General features: G+C 43.7%; 17 protein-coding genes, 3 tRNA genes, 3 rRNA genes, 1 other RNA gene and 1 other annotated feature. Of the genes, 21 read left to right on the forward strand and 3 right to left on the reverse strand.

Features of this window, described 5'->3' with window-relative positions; translation table 11 throughout:
- Positions 1-118: 118 nt before the first annotated feature.
- The 3 genes from AC3ISB_RS00080 (at position 119) to AC3ISB_RS00090 (ending at position 3,298) form a co-directional block, all read left to right on the forward strand.
- Entirely contained in the window at positions 119-1,438 is a 1,320-nt protein-coding gene (locus AC3ISB_RS00080) for a D-alanyl-D-alanine carboxypeptidase family protein (protein ID WP_286178840.1), read from the forward strand.
- 69 nt (positions 1,439-1,507) lie between these two features.
- Positions 1,508-1,733, forward strand: a binding site (T-box leader).
- Positions 1,734-1,796: 63 nt separating this feature from the next.
- Positions 1,797-3,074, forward strand: coding sequence for a serine--tRNA ligase (serS, locus tag AC3ISB_RS00085; RefSeq protein WP_098373822.1), 1,278 nt, complete (start codon positions 1,797-1,799; stop codon positions 3,072-3,074).
- Between the two features lie 131 nt (positions 3,075-3,205).
- Positions 3,206-3,298: transfer RNA gene (locus tag AC3ISB_RS00090), tRNA-Ser, on the forward strand.
- 121 nt (positions 3,299-3,419) lie between these two features.
- Here the strand turns inward: AC3ISB_RS00090 and AC3ISB_RS00095 are convergent.
- From AC3ISB_RS00095 to AC3ISB_RS00105, 3 genes are all read right to left on the reverse strand, one after another.
- Positions 3,420-4,091, reverse strand: coding sequence for a deoxynucleoside kinase (locus AC3ISB_RS00095; RefSeq protein ID WP_098373823.1), 672 nt, complete (start codon positions 4,089-4,091; stop codon positions 3,420-3,422).
- Positions 4,069-4,728, reverse strand: a complete 660-nt coding sequence (locus AC3ISB_RS00100) for a deoxynucleoside kinase (RefSeq protein ID WP_141994800.1) — start codon at positions 4,726-4,728, stop codon at positions 4,069-4,071. The genes AC3ISB_RS00095 and AC3ISB_RS00100 overlap by 23 nt, the downstream gene beginning before the upstream one ends.
- Positions 4,729-4,910: 182 nt before the next feature.
- On the reverse strand, positions 4,911-5,456 hold the full coding sequence (locus tag AC3ISB_RS00105) for a cysteine hydrolase family protein (RefSeq protein WP_098373825.1): 546 nt from the start codon (positions 5,454-5,456) through the stop codon (positions 4,911-4,913).
- A 141-nt stretch (positions 5,457-5,597) separates the two neighbouring features.
- On the opposite strand from AC3ISB_RS00105, the gene tadA reads away from it, so the two are divergent.
- The 18 genes from tadA to holB all read left to right on the forward strand — a co-directional run bounded on the left by tadA (position 5,598) and on the right by holB (position 20,093).
- Complete coding sequence (tadA, locus tag AC3ISB_RS00110; protein ID WP_141994799.1) at positions 5,598-6,104, forward strand: tRNA adenosine(34) deaminase TadA; 507 nt, start codon at positions 5,598-5,600, stop codon at positions 6,102-6,104.
- Positions 6,105-6,249: 145 nt separating this feature from the next.
- Positions 6,250-6,514: signal recognition particle sRNA large type (gene ffs / locus AC3ISB_RS00115), an RNA gene on the forward strand.
- Positions 6,515-6,697: 183 nt separating this feature from the next.
- Positions 6,698-8,386: a DNA polymerase III subunit gamma/tau gene (gene dnaX, locus AC3ISB_RS00120; protein WP_489275259.1), complete on the forward strand. Its 1,689-nt coding sequence runs from the start codon at positions 6,698-6,700 to the stop codon at positions 8,384-8,386.
- Positions 8,387-8,407: 21 nt separating this feature from the next.
- Positions 8,408-8,725 carry a YbaB/EbfC family nucleoid-associated protein gene (locus AC3ISB_RS00125; protein WP_076373267.1) on the forward strand — a complete coding sequence of 106 codons (318 nt, stop codon included), beginning with the start codon at positions 8,408-8,410 and terminating at the stop codon, positions 8,723-8,725.
- Between the two features lie 60 nt (positions 8,726-8,785).
- Positions 8,786-9,382, forward strand: coding sequence for a recombination mediator RecR (gene recR / locus AC3ISB_RS00130; RefSeq protein WP_034316264.1), 597 nt, complete (start codon positions 8,786-8,788; stop codon positions 9,380-9,382).
- A 20-nt stretch (positions 9,383-9,402) separates the two neighbouring features.
- Entirely contained in the window at positions 9,403-9,621 is a 219-nt protein-coding gene (locus tag AC3ISB_RS00135; RefSeq protein ID WP_063236519.1) for a YaaL family protein, read from the forward strand.
- A gap of 105 nt (positions 9,622-9,726) precedes the next feature.
- Positions 9,727-9,996, forward strand: coding sequence for a pro-sigmaK processing inhibitor BofA family protein (locus tag AC3ISB_RS00140; RefSeq protein WP_377402698.1), 270 nt, complete (start codon positions 9,727-9,729; stop codon positions 9,994-9,996).
- 338 nt (positions 9,997-10,334) lie between these two features.
- A 16S ribosomal RNA gene (locus tag AC3ISB_RS00145) occupies positions 10,335-11,885 on the forward strand.
- 115 nt (positions 11,886-12,000) lie between these two features.
- A tRNA-Ile gene (locus AC3ISB_RS00150) sits at positions 12,001-12,077 on the forward strand.
- Between the two features lie 16 nt (positions 12,078-12,093).
- Positions 12,094-12,169, forward strand: a tRNA-Ala gene (locus AC3ISB_RS00155).
- A gap of 104 nt (positions 12,170-12,273) precedes the next feature.
- Positions 12,274-15,206 (forward strand): 23S ribosomal RNA (locus tag AC3ISB_RS00160).
- A gap of 64 nt (positions 15,207-15,270) precedes the next feature.
- A 5S ribosomal RNA gene (gene rrf, locus AC3ISB_RS00165) occupies positions 15,271-15,386 on the forward strand.
- The 16S, 23S and 5S rRNA genes sit together here with 2 tRNA genes alongside, the layout of an rRNA operon.
- Positions 15,387-15,595: 209 nt before the next feature.
- Positions 15,596-15,814, forward strand: coding sequence for a sigma factor G inhibitor Gin (locus AC3ISB_RS00170; RefSeq protein ID WP_141993387.1), 219 nt, complete (start codon positions 15,596-15,598; stop codon positions 15,812-15,814).
- Positions 15,815-16,054: 240 nt separating this feature from the next.
- Positions 16,055-17,503, forward strand: a complete 1,449-nt coding sequence (locus AC3ISB_RS00175) for an aminotransferase class I/II-fold pyridoxal phosphate-dependent enzyme (protein ID WP_489275261.1) — start codon at positions 16,055-16,057, stop codon at positions 17,501-17,503.
- Between the two features lie 39 nt (positions 17,504-17,542).
- On the forward strand, positions 17,543-18,184 hold the full coding sequence (gene tmk, locus AC3ISB_RS00180) for a dTMP kinase (protein WP_098372648.1): 642 nt from the start codon (positions 17,543-17,545) through the stop codon (positions 18,182-18,184).
- Positions 18,185-18,285: 101 nt separating this feature from the next.
- The gene (locus AC3ISB_RS00185; RefSeq protein WP_063235895.1) at positions 18,286-18,615 is read left to right on the forward strand and encodes a cyclic di-AMP receptor DarA; all 330 of its coding nucleotides are present in this window, start codon (positions 18,286-18,288) and stop codon (positions 18,613-18,615) included.
- A gap of 24 nt (positions 18,616-18,639) precedes the next feature.
- Positions 18,640-19,080, forward strand: coding sequence for a YaaR family protein (locus AC3ISB_RS00190; protein WP_098372649.1), 441 nt, complete (start codon positions 18,640-18,642; stop codon positions 19,078-19,080).
- 8 nt (positions 19,081-19,088) lie between these two features.
- Positions 19,089-20,093, forward strand: a complete 1,005-nt coding sequence (gene holB / locus AC3ISB_RS00195; protein WP_142323988.1) for a DNA polymerase III subunit delta' — start codon at positions 19,089-19,091, stop codon at positions 20,091-20,093.

The following is a 20,093-nucleotide window of genomic DNA, read 5'->3' on the forward strand; positions in this document are numbered from 1 at the left end:
GATTACTCTGTCTATTTTTTTTATTTTTTCTGTGATAAACTAGACAAGGTGTCAAGGGAATTACATAAAGTTTCTTCTTTGTTATAGAGATTAGCTTAAAAGTTGGAGGTATTGGAAATTGAAAAAAATCAGCAAGATGACCCTCATTTTCACTTTTGTTTTAGTTCTTGTTATGTCGCAATTTGCCTATCAACCGGGGGAAGCTGTTGCTGAATCTGATAATTTGGGTTTAAAAGCAGAGGCAGCCATCATCATTGATGGTGAAACAGGACAAATCGTGTATGAAAAAAATGCCGATAAAGTATTAGGGATTGCATCCATGTCTAAAATGATGACCGAGTACATCATAATGGAGTCAATCAAAAATGGGAAAATCAGTTGGGATCAGAAAGTTAAAATAAATAAATACGTACATGACCTTTCAAAAGCACCTAATTTGTCGAATGTTGGGTTAACAGAAGGTGAAGATTATACAGTTAAGGAACTATATCAAGCTATGGCCGTCTATTCCGGAAATGCGGCAACAGTAGCTTTAGCACAGTTGGTTTCCGGAAGTGAAAAGAGCTTCGTTAAGTTAATGAACGAAAAAGCAAAGGAACTAGGCTTGAAAAACCATAAATTCGTTAATGCCAGCGGTTTGAATAACTCCGATTTATTAGGGCAATATCCTTCGGGTAATGAAGATGATGAAAATATCATGACAGCAAAAGATACTGGTCTTCTTGCTTATCGTTTAATAAACGATTATCCGGAAGTGTTAAAAATCGCCAGCATTCCTAAATTGAAGTTCCGTGATGGAAAAGAATATCCGAACTTCAACTGGATGTTGCCAGGTCTGATATTTGAATATAAAGGCGTAGATGGACTAAAAACGGGATCTACCGACTTTGCCGGTTATGGACATACAGGGACGGTTATCCGAGACGGTCAGCGCTATATCACGGTGGTTATGAAGTCCACTAATAAAAACGAACGTTTTGCAGATAGCACTAAGCTTATGAACTATGCTTATGCAACCTTTAAAAAGGAAAAAGTCCTTCCAGCCAATTACCAGGTGAAAGGGAAAGAAACACTTTCAGTAGTAAAAGGCAAGGAAAAAAACGTTAAGATTCAATCTGAAAAGGCAATCGAGCTACTTGTTGAAAATGGTGAGAAAGATAACTATAAAACAGATTTAGTGATCGATAAAAACAAATTGAATGATGATGGTAAGCTTACTGCACCAATCAAAAAAGGTGAAAAGCTAGGTTACATCACAGTCACTCCTAAAAAAGGAGAAGATTACGGGTACATTAACGGCGATCCAGTTAAGGTTAACGTCGTAGCTGCTGAATCTGTTGAAAAGGCAAACTGGTTCGTATTATCAATGCGAGCGGTTGGCGGATTCTTTGGTGACGTATGGAGCAGTGTAGCTTCTACTGTTAAAGGCTGGTTTTAAGTTTCGCGTATAAAACGGTTGCGTAATGTATAAAATTATAGTACATTATGGAAAACAATCTGATTATATAAGAAAGCAATGACAGGAAATAGTAACAAGTATTTCTTTCTATAGAGAGCCGATGGCTGGTGGAAATCGGTGTGAGAGTTTTGTGAATCCCTCCTGGAGCAGAGTATGGAAAGCCTTTTGGGGTCAGTAAATACTTTCGGTTAAAAGCCGTTATCGAGTTAAGTGGTAGGCGTTTTTCATATGCCTTCAACTAGGGTGGCAACGCGGGTTAACTCTCGTCCCTTCTTCAGGGGACGGGAGTTTTTTGCGTTCTTTGATAAATCATCGAATTATTAAGGAGGAACTGAAAATGTTGGATTTGAAATATGTAAGAAATAATTTTGAAGAAGTGAAGCGTGTATTGCAATTTAGAGGGGAAGATTTGACCGATTTAGGTAAATTCGAGGAACTGGATGTAAAGCGCCGGACTTTGATTGCTGATACGGAAAAGTTGAAAAGCCAAAGAAATGAAGTTTCACAGCAAGTGGCCGTATTGAAACGGGAAAAAAAGGATGCAGATCAGTTGATTGCCCAAATGCGTGAAGTTGGTGACCGTATCAAAGGGTTCGATGATGAACTTCGTGAAGTGGAAGCACAGTTAGAAACATTACTTCTTTCCATTCCGAATATTCCGCATGAAAGTGTGCCTGTTGGTGAGACGGAAGACGATAATGTCGAAATCCGTAAATGGGGAGAGTTACCGGAATTCAAGTTTGAACCGAAACCACACTGGGATGTAGCTGGAGATTTAGGCATCCTGGATTTTGAACGGGCAGCAAAAGTGACCGGAAGCCGATTTGTATTTTATAGGGGTCTTGGTGCTCGATTAGAGCGTGCTTTAATTAGCTTTATGTTGGACCTTCATGTTGAGGAACACGGATATGAAGAAATGCTGCCGCCATATATGGTGAACCGTGCAAGCATGACTGGGACAGGTCAATTGCCAAAATTCGAAGAGGATGCTTTCCGTATCGAAAGTGATGATTACTTCTTGATTCCTACAGCCGAAGTCCCGGTGACAAACTTCCATCGTGATGAAATCATGAGCACGGACGATCTGCCGATAAGCTATGCGGCATACAGCGCTTCATTCCGTTCAGAGGCAGGATCTGCTGGTCGTGATACCCGCGGGTTAATTCGTCAGCACCAGTTCAATAAAGTTGAACTAGTGAAGTTCGTGAAGCCGGAAGATTCTTATGCAGAATTGGAAAATCTCACAGGTCATGCCGAAAAGGTCCTTCAATTGCTAGGCCTTCCATACCGAGTGCTGAGCATGTGTACGGGAGATCTTGGATTCACTGCTGCTAAAAAGTATGATATCGAGGTTTGGATCCCGAGTTATGGGACGTACCGAGAAATTTCTTCTTGCAGTAACTTTGAAGCATTCCAGGCTAGACGGGCCAATATCCGCTTCAGACGTGACGCAAAAGGCAAACCGGAACATGTCCATACTCTAAATGGATCAGGTCTGGCAATCGGCCGTACAGTCGCTGCCCTTTTGGAAAATTATCAGCAGGAAGATGGCAGTGTTATCATTCCTGAAGTATTACGTCCATATATGCGCGGTGCGGAAGTCATTAAACCGTAAGTTAAAAGGAATCAGCTTCTGATTAAAGAGGCTGATTCTCCTTTTTATCAAAGTTTGAAATTATTTTAAAAAAACTTTATAGAGGGCTTGACTTTAATTTTAATTCCATGTAATATAATAAATGTTGATACGGAGGTATACCCAAGTCCGGCTGAAGGGATCGGTCTTGAAAACCGACAGGGGAGTCAAATCCCGCGGGGGTTCGAATCCCTCTACCTCCTCCATAACTTATTAATAACCACAGCGCATAAATTGGATATCGATAAATTCCGTTACAGATATGTAACGGAATTTTTGTTTTCTAATATATTAAAAAACCACCGGATAATCGGTGGTTTTTCTGTTTTAAATATTTCGCAACAACTTGGTTTGCTCCATATATTCGGCAATCCGTTTTATAAGAGGTTCGATGCTTGCTTCATCCTGCATAAGGTCATATTCGTTTATATTTAACCGAAGGACAGGGCAGGCGTTGAATTGATCAATCCATTCTTCATAACGGCCGTGCATTTCCTGCCAATATTCAATTGGGGTATGCTGTTCCATTGGACGTCCACGCTCTTGGATCCGGTCGAGGATATCATCCAGCGAACCTTCGAGATAGATAAGTAAATCAGGGTGCGGGAAGTATGGCGTCATTACCATGGCGTTGAAAAGGCTTGTATAAGTTTCGTAGTCCACATCATTCATCGTGCCTTTTTCATAATGCATTTTTGCAAATATCCCGGTGTCTTCATAAATGGAACGGTCTTGGATAAAACCGCCGCCATATTCGAAGATTTTTTTTTGCTCTTTAAAACGTTCAGCGAGGAAATAGATTTGCAGGTGGAAACTCCAACGATTAAAATCATCGTAAAACTTATCCAGATAGGGGTTCGTATCAACCTTTTCAAAGGATGTCCTGAATTGAAGGGCATCGGCTAAAGCATTGGTCATGGTCGATTTTCCTACGCCAACCGTCCCTGCTATCGTAATGACAGCGTTATTTGGAATGTTATATTTCTTTCGTAAGTTCATTTGACTTTACTCCTTTGTGCAGGGCGTTCTCAATTTGGCTGATTATCGTTTTCAAATCATCCTTGTTCCCGACAAAATCCAGCTCATCTCCGTTGAATGTAAGAACAGGTATGTCAGGGTGCTGTTTCTCAAATGCTTCCATGAATGTTCGATAATCCGCGGATAACTGCTCTAAATAAATGGAGGATATATTTTTTTCGAACTCACGACCTCTTTTACCGATTCGGGAGATAAGAGTATCAAGACTTGCATTTAAATAAATCACCATATTAGGTTTAGGCATATCCCGTGTTAAAATATTGAATATTTCAAGGTATTTATTGTATTGTCCGTTCTTTAACGTTCGTTCAGCAAATATCAAGTTCTTGAATATATGGTAATCAGCCACCACGGCTTGGTTATTAGTAAGATACTTTTTTTCGATATCTTCCAATTGTTTATACCGGTTACACAGAAAAAACATTTCTGTTTGAAAGCTCCACTCATCAATATCTTTATAGAATTTCCCGAGAAATGGATTTTCATCTACAATTTCCTTCAATAATGAAATTTGAAAATGATCTGCGATAACTTTTGCAAGTGATGTTTTTCCCACGCCGATTGGACCTTCGACGGTGATAAATGGGGTGGATTTCATCCAATCTGTCCTCCTTCATGAGGTATCAAGCTGAAATTCCCGGTTATTAGGTTTTTCGCCAAGAGATATTGTATCACAGACTTGGGACTTTAGTGACATTTTTGTCAGGTTGATAAAGAAAGAGAATGAAAGATTGTTTATTGGGGGTGGTATGTAGGTTAGTGCCTTGTTCGATTGAATGCTTAAAAGTCTTCACCATCTTTTATGGATGCCTTGAGAACATGGTTCATCATCTTTAATGCGTAATGATTATCTTCCTTTGATGCAGAAGCGATGCAATCCTTCGGAATCCATAATTTATATTCCCGCATATAGGCATCATTGGCTGTGAATAGCACGCAGATGTTGCCAGCTATTCCAGTAATGATCAGGGTTTCCACGTTTAATCGTTTAAGTAGTGTATTGAGTGCCGTCCCATAAAATGCGGAATGTTTCGGCTTGATGAGAAAGAATTCGTCCTGTTGAGGTTTTATCCTTTCGATTAATGAGGCATTTCCTTCATTTTTACATCTATCAATAATTTTATCGAAGTCAGCCTGCCATAAATCATAATGGTCGTTGATATAAATGATTGGAAAACCTTTTTCTTTCATTTGCTTTTTTAATTCCAAAATCGGATCGACGATAAGTTTCGTATGTTCAAGGAGCATATTCCCGTATTTGAAATCAAAATCATTGATCATATCAATGATAAGCAATGCAAAAGAAGGTGATTCAGGTCGATTCATGGTATATCCTCCTGTATTGTGAGAATTTACTTGCAGCACGTATGCCGCATGCGTTACTATTCATTAGAACAAGTAGTATGACCTTTATTTTTGTCTTATATGTGTCTGTTTACTCCTACTTTATATGAGGGGGTTTTTTTTATGAAGGATGATGTTTATTACATGAATTTAGCCTTAAAGGAAGCAAAAAAAGCGCAGATGTTGAATGAAGTGCCGATTGGCGCTTTAATCGTAATAGACGATCAAGTTATTTCGACAGGGCATAACCTGAGGGAAACGGAACAGAATGCGACGGCACATGCGGAGCTGCTTGCGATCAATGAGGCTTGCAAGGAACTTGGCAGTTGGCGCCTTGAAGATGCGACATTATATGTAACGCTGGAACCTTGTCCCATGTGTGCTGGGGCCATCTTGCAATCAAGGGTGAAAAGGGTAGTTTTTGGAGCGTATGATCCAAAGGCAGGCTGTGCAGGGACATTCATGGATTTACTTCAAGATGAACGCTTTAACCATCAATGTGATGTAACAAGCGGTGTATTGGGGGAAGAGTGCGGCTGGATATTGACTTCTTTTTTTAAAGAGCTTAGGGATAGAAAGAAAACTTTGAAAAGAGAGCAAGCACTTAAGATTGCCGAAGAAAATAAATAGGGGAAAAACGAGTGTCGAAAAAAAGTTTGCTTCGTTTGATAAATTTGGAATCAAACTGTTCATGAACAACACTTGCGTTTTTTTTGTTACCTTAGTATAATGAATTATGCGTCGACATGACGCTGTGAAATTGGTATTACTTTTGCCGTGCTAGACGGGGAGGTAGCGGTGCCCTGTACTCGCAATCCGCTCTAGCGAGGTTGAATCCCTTCTCGAGGTTAGCATTCTGTAGGGCCTGCCTTAAGTAAGTGGTGTTGACGCCCGGGTCCTGCGCAATGGGACTCCATGAACCATGTCAGGTCCGGAAGGAAGCAGCATTAAGTGGAAGTTCTCATGTGCCGCAGGGTTGCCTGGGTCGAGCTAACTGCTTAAGTAACGCTTATGGTTGCTAATCGACAGAAGGTGCACGGCAGTTATTTTACATAAACAAAAAACTCATTCGTATCGGGTGGGTTTTTTTTTATGCCAAGAAGGTAAAGCGCTTGGTATTTTTGAAAAAAATGAGGCAATGATGAAATTTCTTTTTAGACTTTGAAATTAAGGAAATCAGTAATGTATAATAAACAAGATGGAGAAAAGAAGGAGGGATTTCCGTGGGGTATCAAGCATTATACCGGGTATGGCGGCCACAACAATTCATTGATGTAGTCGGGCAGGAACATGTAACGAAAACGTTGCAGAATGCCTTGGTCGGGCAGAAGGTTTCGCATGCCTATTTATTTTCCGGTCCACGTGGAACAGGGAAAACAAGTGCTGCCAAAATTCTAGCAAAAGCAGTGAATTGTGAGCATGCCCCGACAAGTGAGCCCTGTAACGAATGTGCTACCTGCCGCGGAATCACCGATGGCTCCATATCAGATGTTATAGAAATTGATGCAGCATCCAATAATGGTGTCGAGGAAATCCGTGACATTCGTGATAAGGTCAAATATGCTCCTAACGCGGTTACATATAAAGTTTATATCATCGATGAGGTACATATGCTTTCACAAGGGGCTTTCAATGCGCTTTTAAAGACATTGGAAGAACCTCCGAAGCACGTGATTTTTATATTGGCGACGACTGAACCTCATAAGATTCCACTAACGATCATTTCCCGTTGCCAAAGGTTTGATTTTAAAAGGATCCAGCCTCAAGATATAGTTGGCAGGATGTCACAAATCATTGCAGAAACAGGTGTTTCATGTGATGAACAAGCCCTGCATATCATTGCAAGGGCAGCCGAAGGCGGGATGCGAGATGCACTAAGCCTTCTTGATCAAGCGATATCCTTCAGTTCGGAGACAGTTTCTATGGAAGATGCATTGACTGTCACTGGTTCTGTGTCGCAGGCATTTTTAAGCCGTCTGGCAAAGGCTATATATGATAAAGAAGTAGCGGTGGCACTTGAAGTCCTTGAAGAATTGCTGGCCATGGGAAAAGACCCGGCTAGGTTCATAGAAGACATGATTTATTATTTCCGTGACATGCTTTTATTTCAAACGGCACCGGCACTGGCAGAATCCTTCGAGCGTGTTTTGATAGATCCCCAATTTAAGGAATTGGCAGAAGTAATCTCTTCTGAATCGATTTACTCCATTATTGAAAGCTTCAATCAAACACAGCAGGATATGAAATGGACAAATCATCCAAGGATTTTCCTTGAAGTGGCACTTGTGAAGTTATGTAATGAGCAAAGGCCAAATCAAAGTGATAACGGGCAGCTTCAACAGCTGCTGCAGAAAATAGAAGATTTAGAGAAGAAATTACTCGAAATGCAGAAAAACGGCATCCCGGCAGCCATGACGGAAAAACCTGCAGAGCAGGCTAAGGCGCAAAGGGCCGTTAAAAAGGCGTATAAAGCACCTGCAGGAAAGATCAATCAAATTTTGAAACAAGCTACGAAGCCAGACCTTACTGCTGTGAAAAGTAAGTGGGGGGAAGTGCTTGAACAGTTAGGTCAGCAAAATCAAAAATCATTGGCAGCTTTATTAACGGAGGCAGAACCTGTTGCTGCGTCTACTGAAGCTTTTGTGGTAAAATTCAAATATGATATTCATTGTCAAATGGCAATGGAAAATAACCGTTTCGTGGAAGTGATAGCCTCGATCATGCAGCAATTGACCGGACATCGTATGGAGATAGCTGGAGTTCCGGAGAGCCAGTGGCAAAGTTTGCGGGAGGATTTCATATCGACACAGCAGTTCGACGGTCCAGAAGAAACGGAATCAAAAGAAGAAGACCCCTTTATAGCAGAGGCTAGAAAATTAGTCGGCGATGATTTACTTGAAATTAAAGAATAATTGGAGGTAAGAAGAATGGGTATGCGCGGCGGTAATATGCAGAACATGATGAAACAAATGCAAAAGATGCAAAAGAAGATGGCAGAGGCACAGGAAGAATTAGGTGAAAAAAAGGTTGAAGGAACTGCTGGCGGCGGAATGGTGACGGTCATCGTTACTGGACATAAAGAAATAGTCGATGTAGTCATCAAACCGGAAGTTGTCGATCCGGATGATATCGATATGCTTCAGGATTTAGTGCTGGCTGCGACTAACGATGCTTTGAAAAAGGCGGAAGAACTGACAAACCAAACGATGGGACAATTCACTAAGGGAATGAACCTTCCGGGTATGTTTTAAGCAAGTTCAAAAGAAACTTCCTTTCAGGGGGTTTCTTTTGAAATTTTTAGGAGGAATTCGATGCATTATCCAGAACCAATTTCCAAGCTCATTGACAGTTTTATGAAATTGCCGGGGATTGGTCCTAAAACGGCTGCTCGATTAGCCTTTCATGTACTAAGCATGAAGGAAGATACTGTTTTGGATTTTGCAAAAGCACTTGTTAATGCTAAGCGGAATCTTATGTATTGCTCAGTCTGTGGTCATATTACAGATCAAGATCCTTGTTATATTTGCGAAGATCAAAAGAGGGACAGAAGTTTGATTTGTGTGGTTCAGGACCCGAAAGATGTAATAGCTATGGAAAAGATGAGAGAGTTCAATGGTTTATACCATGTACTGCATGGCAGTATTTCCCCAATGGACGGAATCGGTCCGGAAGATATAAATATTCCTGATTTATTAAAGCGCCTGCAAGATGAAACAGTGCTGGAGGTAATTTTGGCTACTAATCCTAACATTGAAGGTGAAGCGACAGCCATGTATATTTCGCGGTTGCTTAGACCATCAGGCATCAAAGTGACCCGAATTGCCCACGGACTTCCTGTTGGCGGAGATTTGGAGTATGCGGATGAAGTGACGCTATCAAAAGCAATAGAAGGAAGAAGAGAAATATAAGATAGCTGGGAGGACTTCACTTGTTCTTTCGTAAAAAAAAGAAACTTCGGAATGAATTCAATGATTCATTAATCGAAGAGCTTGAACATTTGAAATGGAATTGGCATAATCAAAAATCATTACTTGAAAAAAGCGTTGATCCATCTGAGGAAGTAATCGCCCAAACGAGACTGGCGGAAGTGAAATATTTCTACTTATTCAGGGAAGTTAAAAGAAGGAATGTCCGCTTAAAAAGATGATAAGGAAATGGCTGTGAAGGATTGCGTGTTCCTCATGGCCATTTTTTTTCAGTTCTTAATCCATCGATTTCTTCATATAAGTGTAGTACAAGCTTGCGGGGAGGAATGAGTTTGGAACCAGTTGTCTTTGTTGCTGTAATTGGCGGCCTGATTTTAATGCTCCTCATTATCGGGGCGCCATTAAGACCTGTCCGGTTTATAGGGCAGGGGATTATAAAGGTCATTATCGGTGCAGCATTTTTGTTCTTTTTGAATACACTTGGGAATCAAGCGGGCATTCATGTACCCATCAACCCTGTTACCTCGGCAGTCGCCGGTCTGCTTGGAATACCGGGAGTTGCCGCTTTGGCGGCCATTGGTTATTGGATCATTTAAAGGATATTCCGTCGAAGTCTTATGAAAACCCCATGGATATCTCCCTGGGGTTTTTATCATGTTATAGTTTTTTTAAAAAAAACCAATTAAACCATTGACGATAACTCATCAACCTGATAATATATTAGGAGTCGCCAATAACGACATCGTCAATTGCTCAATCGAAAAACAATTTTAAATAATTGTTGACATCAGGTTAAGTAAGTGATAAGATAATAAAGTCGCTTACGAAGTAATGGCGAAAAATCGCTCTTTGAAAACTGAACAAAACAAAGCGCCAACGTTAAATTTTAAGTGAGCACACACTATCAAAAAAGCAAATGAGCAAGTCAAACATTTCTTCGGAGAGTTTGATCCTGGCTCAGGACGAACGCTGGCGGCGTGCCTAATACATGCAAGTCGAGCGAATCGACGGGAGCTTGCTCCCTGAGATTAGCGGCGGACGGGTGAGTAACACGTGGGCAACCTGCCTATAAGACTGGGATAACTTCGGGAAACCGGAGCTAATACCGGATACGTTCTTTTCTCGCATGAGAGAAGATGGAAAGACGGTTTACGCTGTCACTTATAGATGGGCCCGCGGCGCATTAGCTAGTTGGTGAGGTAATGGCTCACCAAGGCGACGATGCGTAGCCGACCTGAGAGGGTGATCGGCCACACTGGGACTGAGACACGGCCCAGACTCCTACGGGAGGCAGCAGTAGGGAATCTTCCGCAATGGACGAAAGTCTGACGGAGCAACGCCGCGTGAACGAAGAAGGCCTTCGGGTCGTAAAGTTCTGTTGTTAGGGAAGAACAAGTACCAGAGTAACTGCTGGTACCTTGACGGTACCTAACCAGAAAGCCACGGCTAACTACGTGCCAGCAGCCGCGGTAATACGTAGGTGGCAAGCGTTGTCCGGAATTATTGGGCGTAAAGCGCGCGCAGGTGGTTCCTTAAGTCTGATGTGAAAGCCCACGGCTCAACCGTGGAGGGTCATTGGAAACTGGGGAACTTGAGTGCAGAAGAGGAAAGTGGAATTCCAAGTGTAGCGGTGAAATGCGTAGAGATTTGGAGGAACACCAGTGGCGAAGGCGACTTTCTGGTCTGTAACTGACACTGAGGCGCGAAAGCGTGGGGAGCAAACAGGATTAGATACCCTGGTAGTCCACGCCGTAAACGATGAGTGCTAAGTGTTAGAGGGTTTCCGCCCTTTAGTGCTGCAGCTAACGCATTAAGCACTCCGCCTGGGGAGTACGGCCGCAAGGCTGAAACTCAAAGGAATTGACGGGGGCCCGCACAAGCGGTGGAGCATGTGGTTTAATTCGAAGCAACGCGAAGAACCTTACCAGGTCTTGACATCCTCTGACAACCCTAGAGATAGGGCTTTCCCCTTCGGGGGACAGAGTGACAGGTGGTGCATGGTTGTCGTCAGCTCGTGTCGTGAGATGTTGGGTTAAGTCCCGCAACGAGCGCAACCCTTGATCTTAGTTGCCAGCATTCAGTTGGGCACTCTAAGGTGACTGCCGGTGACAAACCGGAGGAAGGTGGGGATGACGTCAAATCATCATGCCCCTTATGACCTGGGCTACACACGTGCTACAATGGATGGTACAAAGGGCTGCAAACCTGCGAAGGTAAGCGAATCCCATAAAGCCATTCTCAGTTCGGATTGCAGGCTGCAACTCGCCTGCATGAAGCCGGAATCGCTAGTAATCGCGGATCAGCATGCCGCGGTGAATACGTTCCCGGGCCTTGTACACACCGCCCGTCACACCACGAGAGTTTGTAACACCCGAAGTCGGTGAGGTAACCTTCATGGAGCCAGCCGCCTAAGGTGGGACAGATGATTGGGGTGAAGTCGTAACAAGGTAGCCGTATCGGAAGGTGCGGCTGGATCACCTCCTTTCTAAGGATAATTACGAGGCGCTTTTGTTTTGTTCAGTTTTGAATGAGTGATTCATTCAATTAAATAGCAATCCCGCGATAAGCTTGGGAAGCAGAAGCTTATTATTTATGTGAATGGGCCTATAGCTCAGCTGGTTAGAGCGCACGCCTGATAAGCGTGAGGTCGATGGTTCGAGTCCATTTAGGCCCACCATTCCATTTCCCAAAACGGGGCCTTAGCTCAGCTGGGAGAGCGCCTGCCTTGCACGCAGGAGGTCAGCGGTTCGATCCCGCTAGGCTCCACCAATGAAACAATCACGTTGTGATTGGGACAGCTTGTTCCTTGAAAACTAGATAATAGATAGAAGGCAATTAATTTTTTTCAAAGCATCTGTAAGATCTTTTTTAACGGTTAAGTTAGAAAGGGCGCACGGTGGATGCCTTGGCACTAGGAGCCGATGAAGGACGGGACTAACACCGATATGCTTCGGGGAGCTGTAAGTAAGCTTTGATCCGGAGATTTCCGAATGGGGAAACCCACTGTTCGTAATGGAACAGTATCTTTACCTGAATACATAGGGTACTGAAGGCAGACCCGGGGAACTGAAACATCTAAGTACCCGGAGGAAGAGAAAGCAAACGCGATTTCCTGAGTAGCGGCGAGCGAAACGGAATTAGCCCAAACCAAGAGGCTTGCCTCTTGGGGTTGTAGGACACTCAACATGGAGTTACAAAGGAACGGGGTAAATGAAGCGACCTGGAAAGGTCCGTCGAAGAAGGTAAAAACCCTGTAGTTGAAACTTCGTTCCCTCCTGAGTGGATCCTGAGTACGGCGGGACACGAGAAATCCCGTCGGAAGCAGGGAGGACCATCTCCCAAGGCTAAATACTCCCTAGTGACCGATAGTGAACCAGTACCGTGAGGGAAAGGTGAAAAGCACCCCGGAAGGGGAGTGAAATAGATCCTGAAACCGTGTGCCTACAAGTAGTCAAAGCCCGTTAATGGGTAATGGCGTGCCTTTTGTAGAATGAACCGGCGAGTTACGATTTCATGCGAGGTTAAGTTGATGAGACGGAGCCGCAGCGAAAGCGAGTCTGAATAGGGCGAATGAGTATGAGGTCGTAGACCCGAAACCAGGTGATCTACCCATGTCCAGGGTGAAGTTCAGGTAACACTGAATGGAGGCCCGAACCCACGCACGTTGAAAAGTGCGGGGATGAGGTGTGGGTAGCGGAGAAATTCCAATCGAACCTGGAGATAGCTGGTTCTCTCCGAAATAGCTTTAGGGCTAGCCTCAAGATGAGAGTATTGGAGGTAGAGCACTGATTGGACTAGGGGCCCCCAACGGGTTACCGAATTCAGTCAAACTCCGAATGCCAAATACTTATTCTTGGGAGTCAGACTGCGAGTGATAAGATCCGTAGTCGAAAGGGAAACAGCCCAGACCACCAGCTAAGGTCCCAAAGTATACGTTAAGTGGAAAAGGATGTGGAGTTGCTTAGACAACCAGGATGTTGGCTTAGAAGCAGCCACCATTTAAAGAGTGCGTAATAGCTCACTGGTCGAGTGACTCCGCGCCGAAAATGTACCGGGGCTAAACGTATCACCGAAGCTGTGGATTGACACCATTAGGTGTCGATGGTAGGAGAGCGTTCTAAGGGCGTTGAAGTCAGACCGGAAGGACTGGTGGAGCGCTTAGAAGTGAGAATGCCGGTATGAGTAGCGAAAGAAGGGTGAGAATCCCTTCCACCGAATGCCTAAGGTTTCCTGAGGAAGGCTCGTCCGCTCAGGGTTAGTCGGGACCTAAGCCGAGGCCGAAAGGCGTAGGCGATGGACAACAGGTTGATATTCCTGTACCACCTATACATCGTTTGAACGATGGGGGGACGCAGAAGGATAGGGTAAGCGCGCTGTTGGATATGCGCGTCCAAGCAGTTAGGCCGGAAACGAGGCAAATCCCGTTTCCATTAAGGCGGAGCTGTGATGGCGAGGGAAATATAGTACCGAAGTTCCTGATTCCACGCTGCCAAGAAAAGCCTCTAGTGAGATGTAAGGTGCCCGTACCGCAAACCGACACAGGTAGGCGAGGAGAGAATCCTAAGGTGTGCGAGAGAACTCTCGTTAAGGAACTCGGCAAAATGACCCCGTAACTTCGGGAGAAGGGGTGCTTTTTAGGGTGAATAGCCCAGAAAAGCCGCAGTGAATAGGCCCAGGCGACTGTTTAGCAAAAACACAGGTCTCTGCGAAGCCGCAAGGCGAAGTATAGGGGCTGACACCTGCCCGGTGCTGGAAGGTTAAGGGGAGAGGTTAGCGCAAGCGAAGCTTTGAACCGAAGCCCCAGTAAACGGCGGCCGTAACTATAACGGTCCTAAGGTAGCGAAATTCCTTGTCGGGTAAGTTCCGACCCGCACGAAAGGTGTAACGATCTGGGCACTGTCTCAACGAGAGACTCGGTGAAATTATAGTACCTGTGAAGATGCAGGTTACCCGCGACAGGACGGAAAGACCCCGTGGAGCTTTACTGCAGCCTGATATTGAATTTTGGTACAGCTTGTACAGGATAGGTAGGAGCCTGAGAAGCCGGAGCGCTAGCTTCGGTGGAGGCGTTGGTGGGATACTACCCTGGCTGTATTGAAATTCTAACCCGCGCCCCTTATCGGGGTGGGAGACAGTGTCAGGTGGGCAGTTTGACTGGGGCGGTCGCCTCCTAAAGAGTAACGGAGGCGCCCAAAGGTTCCCTCAGAATGGTTGGAAATCATTCGTAGAGTGTAAAGGCACAAGGGAGCTTGACTGCGAGACCTACAAGTCGAGCAGGGACGAAAGTCGGGCTTAGTGATCCGGTGGTTCCGCATGGAAGGGCCATCGCTCAACGGATAAAAGCTACCCCGGGGATAACAGGCTTATCTCCCCCAAGAGTCCACATCGACGGGGAGGTTTGGCACCTCGATGTCGGCTCATCGCATCCTGGGGCTGTAGTCGGTCCCAAGGGTTGGGCTGTTCGCCCATTAAAGCGGTACGCGAGCTGGGTTCAGAACGTCGTGAGACAGTTCGGTCCCTATCCGTCGCGGGCGCAGGAAATTTGAGAGGAGCTGTCCTTAGTACGAGAGGACCGGGATGGACGCACCGCTGGTGTACCAGTTGTCTTGCCAAAGGCATAGCTGGGTAGCTACGTGCGGACGGGATAAGTGCTGAAAGCATCTAAGCATGAAGCCCCCCTCAAGATGAGATTTCCCATGGCGCAAGCTAGTAAGATCCCTGAAAGATGATCAGGTTGATAGGTCAGAGGTGGAAGCGTGGCGACATGTGGAGCTGACTGATACTAATAGATCGAGGACTTAACCAACGTTTTTTAAAAAATGAAATACCTTCTTATTATCTAGTTTTGAAGGAACAACGTTCCTTTTATGTTTGGTGGCGATAGCGAAGAGGTCACACCCGTTCCCATTCCGAACACGGCAGTTAAGCTCTTCAGCGCCGATGGTAGTTGGGGGTTTCCCCCTGTGAGAGTAGGACGCCGCCAAGCCATTTAAAAAGATCAGCCATCCGGCTGGTCTTTTTTTGCATAATGCAAAGAAAAATCATTGGATATAAAGGGATTATCAATTATGGAAACTTTTATAAAGACATACACGTATTGAAATTCTTCATCATACATTGTTAAAAGCATCCCCGGTTCTCTTAAACTATTTAAATTAATGTATGCGAACAATGGTTTTTGGGGAGAATGCAGGTATGGAGGTGGAGATGTTGGGGACAACAACAACCAAAACGACGGCAGGGGAAACGTGCGCGGTTTGTGAACAAATAAAAGGGATGGGTATACATTTATATACGACTTTTATTTGTGAGGAATGTGAAAGGGATATGATCAGGACGGATACGAACGATCCCAAGTACCAATATTACTTAAAGCAATTAAGAAAAATCACTAATCCTGAAATATTATCATGAAAAAATAGTATGTGGAGAGTTAAAGAGTCAGAGAAAAAAGAAATGATGTGTTTCTTTAATCTCTGATTCTTTTTTTTGTACTTTAGAAGAATGCTTGGAAACATGCTCCAATGTTTCTGTATCTTCCCTCCAAACAGACTGTTCGGAGCCGCATAATTACCTTTCAGCCGACGCAATATGAGATAAAATTGAACTAATTTGATAAAATGAAAAAATACTATGATATGAGGGAAGAGAAAAATGAATCAATCACAGACACCGTTGTTCGATGCACTGAGTGCTTTTTATAAAAAAAGCCCAATATCTCTGCATGTCCCAGGGCATAAAAATGGATGGGTGTTTAATAAAAAGGGCCAAGCCTTATACAATCCCCTTCTTGGTATTGATGCCACGGAGATAAGCGGTTTAGATGACCTGCATGCTCCAGAGGGCGCCATTTTACAGTCCGAGCAACTACTCTCTGACCTATATGGGGTAAAGCGGAGTTATTTTTTGGTTAATGGGTCCACCGTAGGCAACATTGCCATGATTCTTGCTACCTGCCGGGAAGGTGATAAGGTCCTTGTCCAAAGAAGCTGCCATAAATCAATTTTACATGGATTGATGTTAGCGAATGTACAACCGATCTTTTTACAACCAGCTTATTATGAGAAATGGGGCATTGCTGGCGGTGTGGGATCTGAATTAATTGAAGAAGCCTTGAGTGTACATCCAGATGTAAAAGCCATCATTGTTACCTATCCTAATTATTATGGTCTTGGTGAAGACTTGACGGAAATGGTAAGACTCGCACATCAAAAGGGGATCCCTGTGTTGGTGGACGAGGCACATGGCGCTCATTTTCAGTTAGGAAGCCCGTTTCCTAAGCCAGCAATTTTGGCAGGGGCAGATGCCGTTGTCCATTCAGCGCATAAAACACTGCCGGCTATGACAATGGGGTCATTTCTTCATGTGAATTCATCCTTAGTTGATGTCGATCAAGTATCATTCTATTTACAAATGCTTCAGTCGAGCAGTCCATCTTACCCAATTATGGGATCGCTGGACTTAGCTAGGGCCTACTTAGCCGCTTTTACATCAGAAGATAAAATATCCCTTATTGAAAAGATATCAGACTTCAGGTGGGAATTAGGTGCCCTGCAAACAGTAAGGGTGCTGGAGGCCCCACTAGGCACCGTGGCAGACCCGTTGAAAGTGGTCATTCAATCAACAAATGGTTTAAGCGGGTTTGAGTTACAGCAGCTATGTGAAGCCGAAGGCATTTTTACGGAATTGGCTGATCCTGATAATTTATTAATGATTTTACCCTTATTAAAAATGGGTACCGAATTTCCTTTTCATGAAATCGTTCAAACTATAAAAAGTGCCACTGAAGACAGAACTGGAAACAAGGAATCAAATCTTGGGGTCCTATGGCCTGATGGAAGATCAATGACAGGACTTGAAATGCCATACTCCGCCATGAAGCATAGTAAATCCAAATCTGTAACATTACAGAAAGCAGGGGGTGAGGTATCTGCCGAGATGGTCATTCCTTATCCGCCGGGCATCCCTTTAATTATGTCCGGGGAAATGATTACTCCTGAGCATATATTCAATCTGAGGAGACTGCTAGAACTGGGATCAAGGTTTCATGGAGGTTCCTCCCTCTCAAACGGAGAATTGATCGTTTATGAAAGCGGGCATTAAAATGATATACTACAAACAAAGAACCTTGGAGGTACATCGATGAAACGTGGTATTTTTATAACAATGGAAGGGCCTGAGGGTGCCGGGAAAACAACAATTACCCAAATGCTTGGCAAGGCCCTGCAACAAGAAGGCTATCAAGTCCTATTAACGCGTGAGCCGGGGGGAGTTCCCATTTCGGAGCAAATTAGGGAAGTGATCCTTAATAAAGATAATACAGCCATGGACTCGAGAACAGAGGCTTTATTATACGCAGCAGCAAGGCGTCAGCATTTAGTGGAAGTGGTCATGCCTGAGTTGGAACGAGGGGGAATTGTCCTATGTGACCGATTCATAGATAGCTCGTTAGCCTATCAGGGTCATGCAAGGGGCTTGGATATAGAAGAAGTTTATAATATCAATAAATTCGCAATTGGAGATATGATGCCAGATGCCACGTTCTTTTTTGATATAGACCCAGAAGAGGGATTGAGACGTATCCAGTCCAATGGGGAACGGGAAGTGAACCGTCTGGATCTTGAAGCCCTCGACTTCCATAAAAAAGTTCGTGAGGGGTATCAGTTCATTATAAATAGATGGAAAGACCGTTTCATTATCGTGGATGCAGGCCGGACAATAGATGAAGTCCTTGAGGAAACGAAAGCCAGCTTGCTGAAATTTTTAGCGAAAGCAGGAAACTAAATATACAGGTTTCCATAATATTCAACCAATACTATTCCAGACAAGGACTAGTTGATATAATGGAGTTAGTAAAAATTCAGAGTAACCGGAGGATGATGAGAATGAAAATGATCATTGCTGTCGTTCAAGACAAGGATAGTCATCGCCTGCTGAATGAATTAGTGGAAAATAATTTCGGAACGACCAAGCTAGCCAGCACTGGCGGGTTTTTAAAATCAGGCAATACGACTTTTATGATTGGCACAGAGGATGAACGTGTTGACAAAGCCATCCAGATCATCAAACAGAATTGTCAGTCGCGATCCCAATTAGTATCACCGGTTTCACCGATGGGCGGGAATGCCGAGTCCTATGTACCTTACCCAGTGGAGATTCAAGTAGGCGGTGCGACCATTTTTGTTCTGCCGGTTGAAAACTTTTTACAATTTTAACGGTTAGTTTTAGGGAGGTTCATTATGAAAATCAACCATGATATCCCTATTAAGCTGGATAAATCGCGTCAGGATGCCAAGCAGTTTCAAACTGGAAATGGCGGATTTCAGCAAATGGTCCAGACACAGGATCAAAAGATGCAAATCCAAACATTAAACCGTTTGATTGGCGATATTGAAGGGGCGGGTCAGCGTTTAGTAAGGTCACGCACTTTTAGGGAATTGGCAAAATATAAAGCATTGGTGAAACGGTTTGTTAAAGAAGCGGTTGAATATGGACTGGAACTGAAGCAATCCACGAGCTGGAACGAATATGGACAGAGCAGGCCGTTGAAAACCGTGGAAACGATAGATGTAAGATTAGTTGAGTTAAGTGAGGAAATTCTTAATAAAGAGAAAAGCTCGCTTGAAATATTGGAAATGATAGGCGAGATTAAAGGTCTTCTGATTAATTTATATACTTAAGTGAGTTGATGGTTTTGGAAAAAACATGGCAGGAAATGAGTCAAATTCAGCCGCAGGTAATGACGATGCTGCAAAATAGCATAACGAAGAAAAGGGTGGCTCATGCATATTTATTTGAAGGGGAAAAAGGGACAGGTAAGCAAGAGATAAGCAATGCCTTTGCCAAAAGCTTACTATGTGAAGCCCCGACAACAGGTTATGAGCCATGCGAACTTTGTCGGAATTGCAAACGGATTTCAAGTGGGAATCATCCTGATGTCCATTTGATAGAAAGAGACGGTCTCTCAATAAAGAAAGAGCAAATTAAGGGTCTTCAGGAAGAATTTTCGAAAAAAAGTGTAGAGGCGGATCGGAAGGTTTATATGATTGCCGATGCTGACAAAATGTCGGTGGGGGCAGCCAACAGTCTATTGAAATTTTTAGAAGAACCTTCGGCTGATACTGTAGCAATATTGATGACCGAACAGCTTCAGAGGATTCTGCCGACTATATTATCAAGGTGCCAAGTGATTTCGTTCAAGCCATTATCTCCTGAAAATGTGAAACGGAAGCTGATGGAACAGGATGTAGAACCACAGCTGGCTTCGGTTATTGTACACATAACACAGAATGTGGAAGCTGGAATCGGGCTTAGTCATGATGAATGGTTTGTACAAGCTCAAAAAATAGTGGTAAAATTATATGAAGTGTTAAAACTTAATTCCTTGAAGGCATTGCTGTACCTTCAGACGGATTGGTTCACACACTTTAAAGAAAGAGAACAGGTTGACAGAGGTCTTGATTTGTTACTTCTTATATATAAGGATTTATTATACATTCAGTTGGACAAAAAGGACTTCGTTGTGTTCCAAAATAAACTGAAGGAATTTGAAACTCACGCTCTTCATCTTTCCCCAAGACGCCTTGCTGAACATATGGGTTGCATTTTGGAAGCAAAAAGGAAGCTGATGTCCAACACGAATCCACAGCTGTTGATGGAACAGCTTGTGCTGAATTTGCAGGAGGGATCATGA

It is taken from the genome of Peribacillus sp. GL_122 (genome assembly GCF_057835005.1).